10 protein-coding genes are annotated in these 13,156 nt (G+C 50.3%); all 10 read right to left on the reverse strand.

The genetic code is table 11. The features are described 5' to 3' along the window. Positions 1–3: 3 nt before the first annotated feature. Positions 4–1,050 (reverse strand): N-acetyl-gamma-glutamyl-phosphate reductase, encoded by a 1,047-nt coding sequence (argC, locus tag BMW71_RS18620; protein ID WP_092177494.1) that lies wholly within the window; start codon positions 1,048–1,050, stop codon positions 4–6. Next, complete coding sequence (locus BMW71_RS18625) at positions 1,040–2,242, reverse strand: aspartate aminotransferase family protein (RefSeq protein ID WP_092177496.1); 1,203 nt, start codon at positions 2,240–2,242, stop codon at positions 1,040–1,042. Before BMW71_RS18625 ends, argC begins: the two co-directional genes overlap by 11 nt. Before the next feature lie 2 nt (positions 2,243–2,244). Then, positions 2,245–3,069, reverse strand: a complete 825-nt coding sequence (argB, locus tag BMW71_RS18630) for an acetylglutamate kinase (protein ID WP_092177650.1) — start codon at positions 3,067–3,069, stop codon at positions 2,245–2,247. A gap of 182 nt (positions 3,070–3,251) precedes the next feature. Then, positions 3,252–4,013: a PhzF family phenazine biosynthesis protein gene (locus BMW71_RS18635; RefSeq protein ID WP_092177498.1), complete on the reverse strand. Its 762-nt coding sequence runs from the start codon at positions 4,011–4,013 to the stop codon at positions 3,252–3,254. A gap of 17 nt (positions 4,014–4,030) precedes the next feature. Next, positions 4,031–5,482: a TrkH family potassium uptake protein gene (locus tag BMW71_RS18640; protein ID WP_092177500.1), complete on the reverse strand. Its 1,452-nt coding sequence runs from the start codon at positions 5,480–5,482 to the stop codon at positions 4,031–4,033. Between the two features lie 2 nt (positions 5,483–5,484). Further along, positions 5,485–6,831 carry a Trk system potassium transporter TrkA gene (gene trkA, locus BMW71_RS18645; RefSeq protein WP_092177502.1) on the reverse strand — a complete coding sequence of 449 codons (1,347 nt, stop codon included), beginning with the start codon at positions 6,829–6,831 and terminating at the stop codon, positions 5,485–5,487. Positions 6,832–6,941: 110 nt separating this feature from the next. Next, complete coding sequence (locus BMW71_RS18650; RefSeq protein ID WP_092177504.1) at positions 6,942–8,945, reverse strand: alpha-amylase family glycosyl hydrolase; 2,004 nt, start codon at positions 8,943–8,945, stop codon at positions 6,942–6,944. 43 nt (positions 8,946–8,988) lie between these two features. Next, positions 8,989–10,416: a Ca2+-dependent phosphoinositide-specific phospholipase C gene (locus BMW71_RS23925; RefSeq protein ID WP_092177506.1), complete on the reverse strand. Its 1,428-nt coding sequence runs from the start codon at positions 10,414–10,416 to the stop codon at positions 8,989–8,991. Positions 10,417–10,465: 49 nt separating this feature from the next. Then, a complete protein-coding gene (locus BMW71_RS18660) occupies positions 10,466–11,443 on the reverse strand; it encodes an endonuclease/exonuclease/phosphatase family protein (protein WP_092177508.1) in 978 nt (325 codons plus the stop codon). 297 nt (positions 11,444–11,740) lie between these two features. Next, positions 11,741–13,018, reverse strand: a complete 1,278-nt coding sequence (locus tag BMW71_RS18665) for a DUF445 domain-containing protein (protein WP_177179706.1) — start codon at positions 13,016–13,018, stop codon at positions 11,741–11,743. Between the last annotated feature and the right edge of the window lie 138 nt (positions 13,019–13,156).

Here is a 13,156-nt window from a genome sequence, read left to right on the forward strand (position 1 = left end):
CGTTTATGGTTGCATGGGTACCTGTAACAGCCCCATGGATTCGTCCACTCCCAACATGAGGTTCATGTTGTGTACGGCCTGCCCGGCTGCACCCTTTACCAGGTTATCAATGGCGGCAATGACGATGGCCCGGTTTGTCCGGGAATCCCAGAACGGAAATAGATCCGCATAGTTGCTGCCTCGCACCTCCTTTATGGCCGGTGCTTGCTTTCGGATGCGGACAAAGGGTTGGTCGTGGTAAAAGTCCTGATACAGGGCATTTAGTTTTTGCTGCGTCATGCCTCCCTCTATCCGGAGGTAGGAGGTAGCCAATATCCCCCGGTCCACCGGCAGCAGGTGCGGAGTAAACTGTAAATTAACCGATTTTTTTACTAAAAACGAAAGCTGTTCCTGGATTTCCACCGTATGCCGATGACTACCAATACCATAGGCCTTGAAATTATCGTTGACATTGGAAAAGTGCGTGGTGTTGCTGGCTTTTACACCTGCTCCGGTAATTCCCGACTTGGCATCGATGATGGCTCCGTCCGGATCGATTCCGATTCCGGAATGAAAGAGCGGCGCCAAACTTAAAATAGACGCCGTCGGGTAGCAACCCGGATTGGCCACCAGACTGGCCTTTCGGATGGCTTGCGCGTGCAATTCAGGCATGCCGTAGACGGCCGTTTCAAAACCTTCGGGGAAGGTATGTTCCTTTTTGTACCATTCTTCGTAAACGGTCGGACTGGTAAGCCGGAAATCTCCGGACAAATCGATCAACTTGATTCCAGAGTCCTTCCAGCGTTTCACAAATTCCATGGACACTCCGTGGGGGAGTGCCAGAAACAATACATCCAGGTCTCCGGTATTCAGTTCGTCTGCCCCAATCAGGACGGTGTCCAGAATTCCGGAAAATTGCCCGTGAAGGTCTGAAAACCGCTTTCCCCGGTGGGATTCGGAGGTGATTGCAACCAGGTTGGATTGGGGATGATGGATCAGGATGCGGGCCAGTTCCGAGCCGGTATAGCCCGATGCACCCACAATCCCTATTCGGTAAGTTTTAGTGTTCATTTTCTTCGATTAAACGGAGAATCGCTTTTAATTTATCCAGAACCTGTACCAGGTCCTCTTCGGGTATGTTCAAGGGTGGAACCAATCGCAATACCGATTCGGCGGTGGCGTTGGCAATGACCCCTTCGTCCATAAGTGCTTTGACAATGGGTGCGGCGGGCCGGTCCAATTGAACCCCGATCATTAGTCCCAATCCCCTTACTTCCCGGATCATTGGATGTTCGTTTGTCCAGGAGCGGAGGATTCCCATCAGCCAGTCTCCTTTTTCCTGTGCTGCACCCGTCAGGTTTTCTTCCAAAATGGTTTTGATGGTAGCCAGGGCGGCTGCAGAGGCCAGGGGGTTTCCCCCAAAGGTAGTCCCGTGATCCCCAAAGTCGATGGCATCTCCCACCTTTTTGTTGCACAGGACAGCACCGATGGGCATGCCTCCTCCCAAGCCCTTGGCAAGGGTGAGGATATCGGGTTGCACTGCGTAGTAATCCTTGGCAAAAAAGTGGCCGGTCCTACCGATACCACACTGAATTTCGTCAAAGATCAACAGCAGGCCTTTTTCGTCACAAAGCTTTCTCACCGCTTTTAGGTAGGATTTCTCTGCGGGAACAATCCCTCCCTCGCCTTGAATGGGTTCCAGAATTACGGCTGCCGTGTCCGGCGTAATGGCCGCTTCCAGCGCCTCCAGTGAATTGAAGTCCACCTGCGCAAATCCCGTAGGGATGGGTGCGAACCCTTTTTGGTATTTTGCCTGCCCGGTTGCAATGGTGGCCAGGGTTCGGCCATGAAAGGAATTTTTCATGGAAATAATGTCTCCACCCTTGCCTTGTTTAAAGGCATACTTTCGGGCAATCTTAATGGCCCCTTCCACCGACTCCGCACCGCTGTTGGTAAGAAATACGTGCTGCATGCGGCTGAGATCCACCAACAGCTTGCTCAAGGCAACCTGTGGCGGGCTAACGAAAAAGTTGGAAATGTGAATCAACTCGGCCGCTTGTTCCTGAATGGCCTGAACCACCTTGGGATGGCAATGCCCCAGGTTGTTGACGGCAATACCGGCCAACATGTCGATGTACTCCTTCCCGTCTGCATCCCACACCCGGCTTCCTTTTCCCTTGATCAGTGCCAGCGGGAAGCGTTTGAATGTTGGTAGGTAATATTTTTTGTCCTCCTCATATAAATATTCGTTGGAAATTTGCATGTTCAGTGAGTTATGGTTGTTCCTATAGAATGATGGTTGACGATGTAATCGGTTATTTGCTCCGGCTGGGTACCGTTCAGGATGACGGCTTTCTTCACGCCCCCTTTAAGCGCGGTCAGGCAGGATTCAATCTTGGGTATCATGCCTCCCTGAATGACCGTCCCCATGTACTCCTCCAGGTCTTCAACCTTTAATGTTTTCAGAATGGAAGCTGGATCGGGGTAGTCCCGGTACAAGCCGTCCACATCGGTGAGCACGATGTAGGCATCAACTTGCAGGGAGGCGGCGATTTTTCCAGCAAAAACGTCTCCGTTGATGTTATAGTCGTTGCCCGCCGTATCCGAGGCGATGCAGGTGACCACGGGAGTGAAGCCGTTCTCCAGCAGGAGGTCCGGCAACAGGGGATTGACTACTTGCACATCGCCTACCTGCCCCAAATCCTGGCGGCTGTCGACACCCGATTTATCTTTTACGATATGCCATCTTTTCTCTGCGATGGCCAGCTGCCCGTCTTTTCCGGAAAGCCCTACGGCTTTTAGTCCTTGTTTATTTAGTAAGTTGACCAGGGAGCTGTTAACTTCTCCTTTAAGCGTCTTTTCAATACAACGCAAGGCCTCCACAGTGGTATGCCTGTGCCCGTCAAAAAATTCGGTTTTTATTCCCGCCTCTTCCAAAGATTTGTTGATAAACGGGCCTCCACCATGAACCAGAATTACCTGGGTACCTTGCTCTTGCAGGATTTTTATTTTCTGTGAAATTGCTTCTTTTAGTGCTTCATTGATCATCGCATTCCCACCGTATTTAATGAGAATTTTTCGGTATTGCATCTTTTCTAGATTTTGTCGCTTTTTGATTTGAAAAAACTTCGCGAAATAAAAAAGCAATAATTGTACCAGCGAGCGAAAAAAATATGGAAAAACACAGGAAATGGGATTTACACCAAATATTCCCATCCAATATTCAAATAGTCAAAGGCCAGAACAAAGGACTGCCAAGCTGTCAGGCAGCCCTACTCTCTGGCAAAGGTTCCGGAAAGGACCACCGTATCGTTGGCTAATTCAGCGAAGAACCGCCCACCTCTGGGACTTAACTGATGGGAAACCAGTTGATTTTTGCCCAGTTTTGGTGCCCAGAAGGGCACCAACAGGGCATGAGAAGAGCCCGTGGCATGGTCTTCCAGTTGCTGCACGTGTGGGACCAGCGTCCGACTCACGAAATCCACGGTATCCCCTTTTGCCGTCACAGCATACCCAAAAATATCGGACTCACGCAAGCGGTCAAAATCCGGCTGCATGGCCGCTACCGATGCTTCCGAATCGGTCAAAATCAAGTGCTTGTTTTCGGTTTGGTACATTTCCAAAACCGGAATTGCGAGTCCGTCTTTTATGGCTTGGGGTACGGCAACCTGCCCCGTTACCGGAATGGCATGCAGGCGCATCTCAAACCGGTTTCCTGCGACCTTCACGGCGATCTGGCCTCCGCTGTACTGCAGCAGGACGGTTTCGACCTGCGTTTGCTGGGCTAGAAAAACACCCGCAGCAGCAGCTCCATGACCACAAAGCGCAATTTCTGCATCCGGTGCAAACCAACGCACCCGATAGCTGCCATCTGCATCTTCCAGCAAAAACGAGGTCGCCGGCATGCCTATTTCCCGTGCCTGGGCTTGCATTTGTTCCGGTGTAAGTGCATGTTTGGAGCGAACCACAGCGGCAGGATTCCCCCGAAAACCAAGTTCTGGGGCAGTAAAAACAGCAATAATGGGTGGATGCATGGGCAAAAGGTTTGGGATTAATTGGCCCGCCAGAAGTAGGGCGTAAAGAGCACCAAAATGGTAAACAACTCCAGCCTTCCTAATAACATGAGAAAGCTGAGAAATAATTTCGCAAACGGGGAGAAAAAAGCGAAATTATCTACGGGTCCTACCCGACCGATGGCGGGCCCCACGTTGCCGAGCGAGGTAGCCACCGCCCCAAAGGAGGTGATCAGATCGTACCCGGCAATGGACATCACAATGGATCCCAGGACAAATATCATCAGGTACAACAATAGAAAGTTCATGATATGGGTGATGATCTTTCCGGTCACCCGTTCCCCGTTTATTTTGAGCGGCACCACTGCGCGGGGATGAACAATGCGCTTAAATTCCAGGGTGGAATTTTTTACAAAGGTCAGATGCCTGATAAATTTAATGCTTCCACTGGTGGAACCTGCACAGGCTCCCATAAACAACAACATAAAAAAAACAATGGTCAACCCATTGCTGTACGCTGTATAGTCTGCTGTCACGTAGCCGGTAGTCGTCACCAGGGAAACTACCTGAAACATGGCCTTTCGAAAGGTGGGTTCCACCTCGCCGGGCACCAGGTAGTACATGGCGGCGGCAATGCCACAGATCAACAAAATCAAAGAGATGCTATAGGCCCGGAATTCGTCACTGGCCCATATGCGGCGAAACCTACCCTTAAAGGCAAAATACAACAGGGTGAAGTTGGTTCCGGCCAGAAACATAAACAAAATGGCGGTATAATGAATCACGGGGCTGTCGAAATAGGCCATGCTTGCGTTTTTTGTGGAAAAACCGCCGGTTGACATGGTAGTAAGGGCGTGGTTCATGGCATCAAAAAACGTCATCCCCTCCAGGTAATACAAGGCAACCAGGGCAAGTGTCAAGCCAAAATAAATGAGCCAAAGCCTTTTGGCTGTTTCCCGAATCCGTGGATGTACCTTATCCGAGGTGGGACCGGGCGACTCGGCAACGAAGAGCTCGATCCCCCCAATACCTAACAGCGGAAAAATGGCAACGGTCAATACAATGATACCCAATCCTCCGATCCATTGAGTCATGCTTCGCCAAAGCAAAATCCCCTCCGGTAGACGTTCGATATCGGTAAGGATGGAGGCGCCGGTGGTGGTGAATCCGGATACCGTTTCAAAAATGGCATCGGAAACCACCGGAATACTACCGCTGAAAATATACGGCATCATGCCGAACACCGACATAACCACCCAACTCGATGCTACGATCATGTACCCCTCCCGCTTTCGGATGTTTTGATCCTGCTTGGCAAAGGAATAAAAAAATGTTCCGCCGACAGCCAGGCAGATCAAGGCCGAACCGATCAGGGTGATTTGATCCCCGCTTTGGTAATAGTACGAGAAGGCAATGCTGGGAAACATAAGAATTCCCAAAAGCATCATTAATCCGCCCATTACCTTTAGAATGGCCTTGTAATGAATCATGATTAGTTAAATAGTTTTTCCAGGACCGGCTTCGCTTCGGGAAGGCCAAAAACAATGGCTTTGTCGTTCAATTGCAACTGAAAATCCCCGTCCGGAATAAAAACTTCTTCTCCACGAATCACCCCTGCCACGATGGCCGAATTCGGAAAATGAAGGGACCGCAAGTTTCGCCGGGTAAGTCGATTGTTTTTGCTCACCAGGTACTGCACAAATTCGGCCTCCACCCCATGAATGCCCGAAACCGCCTCCACTTTTCCTTTGGTCAGGTAGCGGCTTACGTGGTTGGCTGCCACCAGCTTTTTATTGATCAGGGAATCCACGCCGATACTATGGGAAATATGAATGTATTCCCGTGTATCTACGTGTGCGATGGTTTTGTATACCCCGTGATTTTTTGCACTCAGGCTGGTAATGATATTGGTTTCCGAACTGTTTGTCAACGCCAAAAAGCCGTCCATGGTCTCCAGCCCCTCTTCGATCAGCAGGTTGATATTTTTGTAATCGCCGTGGATAACCAGGGCATTGTCCAGCCGCTCGGCCAGCCACTTGCAGCGTTCTTTGTCGTTATGCACCAGGGTAATGCCGTACTCGTGTTCGAGTTCCCGCGCCGTGGAATAGGCTAGGTCATCTCCACCGATCAGCATCACACTATGGATTTCCTTGCCTTTGTGCCGTACCAATTCTTTTACTGTATCTACCGACTTGTTATTGGAGATAAAAAAAACGTGGTCGTTGTTTCGGAGGTAAGTATCTCCCCGGGGTATCAAGGTCCGGTGATCCCGTACCAAAGCGATGATCCGAATGTCTTCGAATATCGGGTCGGTGGTGGTGTCCGACAGCCGTTTGTTTACCAATGGGGAGTCGTGTTCCAGGGTAATTCCCACCACGCTTAATTTCCCCCCTTCAAACTCGATAACGTCAGAAAAAGTAGAACGCTTCATGAGCCGGGAAATTTCCTTGCTGCAAAGTAAGGAGGGGGAAATGATGGAGTCGATTCCCAGATTCTCAAAATACACTTTATTTTCGGGATAGAGGTAGTCGTGATTCCGTACCCGGGCTATCACCTTTTTTGCCCCAAGTTGCTTGGCGAGTACAGCGGCGCAAATATTGGTTTTCTCGGACGTGGTCACCGCCAGCATCAACTCCGCATTGTGTATATTGGCCTTTTTCAAAACGTCAATGGAGGCCGAGTCTCCCTCGATGGTCATCACATCCAGTCTGGAGCCGATATTGTCCAACACATCCTTGTCCAGGTCGATCAGGATGATGTTTTTGTTTTCGTAGCACAGTTGCTCGGCTAAGTGATATCCCATATCCCCTGCTCCCGCAATCACGATGTTCATGGCCATAGGCTAACTTTCAACGATTTACCCGCAATATTAAGCAAAAAAGAAGAAACACCATAAGTTATTTCCCAATTTCACCAAATTTGTATTTATGACCAAATAAAAATTGGCCGTCATTCATCCACCCGCGCAAAAACCAACGCTGTACGGTTGGTCATGTATATGCTCAAGCGTTGGTTTTGATCGGTAAAATAGGATTTCGTTCCCTGAATCCTTCCGAATCCTCCGTATTCCGGATCGTCCGAATTGAGCACAAGGGTATACTGTCCCATGGCCGGCGCCCGAAACTGGTAGTCCGGAATGGATGCTTCGGGATGAAAGGAAAAGGCAAAGACCAAACCGGCTCGTTGGTAGATCAGCACTTTATTCTTCGGATCTGCGTGGAGCTGCTCCGCAAATGCAGCAGGCAAAATGCCGTATTTTTTCAATAGGTGAATCATGGCCTGATCCCAACGCAACAAGTACTTGTATTTCAGTTTGGGGTCTTCAGCCAGACTCCATTGCCGGCGGGCGTATTGGTAGCTCCAGTTGTTACCCTCGCGGGGAAAATCGATCCATTCGGGGTGGCCAAATTCATTCCCCATAAAATTGAGATACCCCTCTCCACCCAGGCTACTGGTAAACAAGCGAAAAAGCTTGTGCAGTGCGATCCCCCGGTCAATAATGATGTTCGGATCATCCACCTGCATGTGGAAGTACATTTCCTTATCCATGAGCCAAAAGGCGATGGATTTATCGCCTACCAAAGCCTGGTCGTGCGACTCGGCATAAGCGATCGTCTTTTCCCTGTATCGGCGGTCGCTCAATTCCTTCCAAAACTCCAAAATATCCCAGCTTTCATCGGGCTTTTCCTTTAACATTTTGATGTAAAAATCAGGAATGCCCATGGCCATGCGGTAGTCAAACCCGATGCCTCCTTCCTCCGGCTTTCGGCAGAGCCCCGGCATGCCGCTCACCTCTTCGGCGATGGAGAGGGCTCCCGGCTTGACCTCTTTGATCAGTGCATTTGCCAGCTGCATGTAACTAATGGCATCCCAATCCACGTCCTTGTGGAAATACTTTTCGAAATGATCAAAGGTAATCAGCCCGTGATGAAAATAAAGCATGGAGGTAACACCGTCAAAGCGAAACCCATCGAAATGAAATTCTTCAAGCCAATATTTTAGATTGGAAAGTAAGAAACGCTTCACTTCCCATTTTCCATAGTCAAACAATTTGGAATCCCAGACTTCGTGGTAGCCCCTGGGTCCAGCATGAAAGTACTGGTGATCGGATCCGTCAAAGGCATTCAGCCCCTCCGATACATTCTGAACGGCATGGGAATGAACCACATCCATGATCACGGCAAGCCCAAGTGCATGTGCGGAATCGACCAGGTATTTTAAGTCCTCGGGCGTGCCAAACCTACTGGAAGGGCAGAAAAAATTGGAAACATGGTAGCCGAAAGAGCCGTAGTAGGGATGCTCCATTACCGCCATTAGCTGAATGGCATTGTACCCCAGCTTCTTTACTCTTGGCAGGATGTTATCCGCAAAATCGGTGTAGCTTCCTACCCCTTCTTCCTCCTGTCCCATTCCCACATGGCATTCGTAAATAAGCGGGCCATCGATGGGATACGTCGGGGAAAAGTCGTGATCCGTCCAGGAAAAGGGCGTATCCGGAAACCACAATTGCCCGGAAAAATCCTTGCTTTCCTCATCCTGCACCACCCGTCGGATGTAGGCAGGGATACGGTCCAGCGAGGTGTTACCACCCTTAACGTGCACCTTTACCAAACTTTTGTGAACCAGTCGTTCCTTGTAGGCCTCGAAGGGAAGAAAAATTTCCCAAATCCCCCACTGATCTTTTACCAGGGGATGCGCGCTTCGATCCCAGGCATTAAAATCGCCGATGAGGTACAGGGCATCCGCTTCCGGAGCCCATTCCCGGTAGACCCAACCATGCCGTTTTGTATCAAAATTAATCCCAAAATAGTGGTGCCCATTGGCAAAGTCAGAAAGACTCCCTGCCACGTTTACCAATTCGTCCCGGGACAACTGAAACCGTACCCAGCGTTGGTAAATTTCCTCTTTGTACGCTTCCAACCAGGGATCCTCCTGAACTATTTTTAATTTCATAGTACCTTGTCAAAAATCATTGCCTATGCCCTGCAGGTCTCCTCTAGCGAGATAACGGAAAACCGGCTGCAGTCCACCCGTCGATCCCTCCCTCCAGGTGGTATACGTTCTCGAAGCCCATGTTTTTCATTTCCTCTGCTGCCTTGGCACTTCTGGATCCTACCTTGCAATAAACGAATACGGGTTCGTCTTTTTTTAATTTTTTTGCCTTATCTGCAAAATCAGCTTGCATAAAATCAATATGTACAGCACCGGGAATAATGCCCTCGTCCACTTCCGGCTGAGTGCGCACGTCCAGAACCAATGGGTCAAAATGCGCCCGGCCAAAGTGAAAGGTCTTCGTGTCCAGCACGACTACCCGGCTTGCAGGAGCTTCTGCCAGCTCCGTGTTGACGGCAGCTACCGAAAAACGGGGATTCCATCTCCAATACCCTCCATCCGAAAAAGACACTTGATACCCTCCTTCAAAACGCACATCCGGAAGGTAATAATCGGTGCTAATCAATTGAGCGCCACTTTCAAAGGCCATTTCCCTTCGGACGGTCTCGTTACTTCTCGCCTCTCGGGTATCTGCATCGGCCCTGGTCCGTACCAGGTAGCCTTTGCTTACCAGGGATTGGATCTCATCCTGCTGCTCGATTGGATCGTTGAGGATATGGATACCCGACATGGGATGCGATTCCGGGGCCGTTACAAAAAACACCGGAGATTTTGCCCCGGATAGGTAGGCCTCCATTTTCTCCCCTTTTTCGTCCAGGATCCAAATGAACTTCCCCCGGGCTGAATCCAGGGAGGGCCAACCGGATTCGGTAACGGCCGTTTTCAGGTCCGGATGCGAACCAGTAACCTCGGTTGGGGTCAGCAGTTTCTCCGCGCCCAATACCTCCCGCAAAATTTGGTCCAATTCCCGAAAGGATGGGGCATCAAAAGGCAATGCTTCGGTCAAGCCTCTTTCGGGGTAATTGTCATCCTTCGCATTCACGGTAATAAATACCGGCAGGTGGTTGGGATGCAATAAAGACCAACGCTTCATCTCTTCCAGGTAATCCACCAGCAAGGGATGGTGGCTGTTATAATCGATGTCTTGCACGTGGAAAACCTTAAATCCGGGCCGGTCAAAAGCCGCCTTTTTGACTGAATCCAGTGCCTCGGTTTCCAGAAAGTCCTGTCCCAACGGTTGGCTAAACCGTCCCCCTTCCGGATCGCGGTACAGGTCCAACTCCAGTAACCGCAAACCCATAGCCAACTGTTCCCAAACGGGCGGGTGACTGTAATCCAACCCGGCAGCCAATTCGGTATTTTCTGACTGAAGCTGGGCCATGATTCCTTCCGGTACGGGTAGCTTGTAGCTATTGTGACTCCCGATCAGTTGAATCTGGTTGATTTTTATGGCGTCTGCTTTTTCCGGAGATTTTTCGCCGCAGGCAAAACACCACAGCAGTATGCCAAAAATAAAAAACGGTCTAACCATAATTTGAAATGTTTAACGCTAGGTAAAGATACCGAAACTTATCAAAAAGTTAGCTTTTCGTGGAAAACTCCGCCCAAAGCGGCAAATGATCGGATATGCGCCAACTCATCTGAAAGGGAGTCAAATCCCGCTTTTTCAGCAGGTAGGGGCCAAAATCAAAAACCCCTCCGTGCAGGTATTGAATGGACAATTGGGGGATCTGTGCGTGGTTTTCAAACCAGGCAATCTGCGAATAAAACTTGGTCTGATGGTCGATCAGGGTCCGGCGAACCTGCCATAAATCTTCGGGAACTTTCAGACCGGTCGACACAAATGCTTCGTACCGGGGATCGCCGATTCGGTCGATGTTAAAGTCACCCAACAACACCAGGCTTTGATCAAAGGAATGCATGTAGCTGGCCCAATCGCTCATCCATTCGGCAATGGCCTTTAATTCACCCTCCCGGTCAGAGGGGGTATTGCCGTAGAGCACGTGCATGCTCACGAGCACGAAGGTTTTGTCCTCTACCCGAAAACCCACGGCATAGGGCGTTCGGGCAAACTGCCGGGAAAAAGCCCCTTCTTTTATCCCGGTCACCTGTTCATTGGGCACCACCAATTCACAAGCCAGTCCGGACAATTTAACTTTTCGGGTGTCGAATAAGAATGCCAGCCTTTCGGAATTTCCCTCATCGCCTCCCGAAACATCGGTTAGAATAAAGCTCCAATGATTTCCCAAAACCTTTAACATGTGCCGAAAGGCCTTGAGGTCCCCCTTCAGTTCCTGTATGGCGATGATATCAAACCGGGAAATGATCTGCGCAATGGCCAGCAGGGAATGCAGGTCCCGTTTGGGAGAATCGGCATCCCCTGCCTCCCACTTTTCGGTCAGTCCCCCAAAAGCCCGGATGTTCCAGGTGGCAATTAAGATATTGTGGTCCAGCTTCTTGAAGGGGAGTACCTCATCCAGTACCTGATTTAGCGAGCGAATTTCCTCCAACACCTCGGAGGGAGGTAATTCTTCGATTTTTGCGACTTTCTGGCTCATAGGCGGGAAGATTGGATCACTGCGTAAATTGACTTTCAGGAACAAACGCACCAACGGATCACTGGGATTACATCAAGTGGTCTTTCCGGCGGAGCAGGCCAGCAAAACCCTCTATACGATGAACGGAACGCTTCACCGGCAATCCAGCATCGGTACCCAGCTCCGGCTACTTGCCTGTTCCCTGAAACTTACCTTAAAAATAAGGTATTTTGGCCGGGATCAAAACCCCCGGCAACAAATCCTCCTCCGTGCGGAAAAAATCCCGCCGATTTGCAAAAAAATGACCCATTTTCCCGCTCAAAGGAGCAGCCAGCGAATCAGGGCGATCCCAATGCCGACGAGGCCTCCTACTACCGCGCCATTCAGCCGGATGTATTGCAGGTCGTTTCCCACTTTATCCTTGATCTGAAGCATGATTCCCTTGTCATCCAGTCTTCCCAGGCTGCTCCGTACCATGGCCCCCAGTTCGTGATGGTACCGATCTACCAGCGACATCACGGTTGACCCTATCCACCGATCGAATTGCCCACGGCTGGTTGGGTCGTTGCGCAGCTCATCCAGAAAGCGAAGCAACTGCCGGTGAATCACGTGCATCAGGGGCCGGTCGTTGTCCGTTAATTGGTCCTGAAACCCCGCTTTAAGCCGGTCCAACAACTGCTGGATCAGGACGCGTGACCGATCGTTGAGCAGCAGGTTTTGCTTCAACCGTTCCAGATAGGAGAGCGTCTGCTGCTCTCCATTTTTGAGATTGGCTGCTAACTCCAACAGGTACTCGTCCAGCTTTTCGCGAAGGGGATGGTCCGGATCGTTCCGTATTTCCTCCATCAGCACTAGCGCAAGATCTATCAGCCGGTCGGTGAGCAGTTCCGGATCAATCCCTCCGGTTTTTTGCCCCAACCAAACCGCGGATTTTTTCACCCAGTCCCGCTGGGCATATTGCTTGAGGGCACTGCTCAATTTTTTTAGTAACAATTCCCGGGTTTCGGGTTCCTGAAGCGAAAGGGAAAATTGACCCAAAGCCATTTGTAGGAGTTCATGGTGCCGTTTTTCCCTGACCGCATCCTCGAGCCAGGCACCTAATGGGCTTGCAATATCCGCTTCCCGCAGCTGATTGTTACTGATTTTTTGGATAAAAATCGCCAGTTTCGGATGATCCAGCTCTCCGGAAACACGAAGAAGGAGCCAGCGCATAAAATCCATGAGCCGTTGCACCTGAGCCGGTTCATCCAGGGAGCGCAGCAGCGAGTCGGCGATGGACAAGCCTTGTAGCCGTTCGCGAAGCACTTGCGGAGACAACCATTTGGTGGTGACCAGTTCCACAATTCCTTCGGTCAATTTTTCTCGGTTTTTGACGATAATATTGGTGTGTCGGCGGACAAAGGGTATGGGTATCTCGTAGAACAAGGCACTTACCGCAAACCAGTCTGCCAAACCTCCGATGGTACCGGCTTCAAAACCCGTCGCCAAAATGCGCCAAAGAGGACCTTCCAGCCAGCCAAAATGAATCCCCGCCTCAAGGGAAAGGAAACCACCAATGGCCACCAAAAGAGATACGGTTCCAATGTTACTTTTCACGGGATTGTATTTTATGCCAAGGTACAAAAATGAAACCAACAATGACTAGTATCTACGGGCAGACAGGATTTCTTCCCGATAGGAGTAACCGGGCGATACTGGTTTTCGGTTGATCGTCCGCTGAGAATCATGGAGAAA

Origin of the sequence: Cyclobacterium xiamenense (assembly GCF_900109255.1) — a bacterium.
Lineage (GTDB): Bacteria > Bacteroidota > Bacteroidia > Cytophagales > Cyclobacteriaceae > Cyclobacterium > Cyclobacterium xiamenense.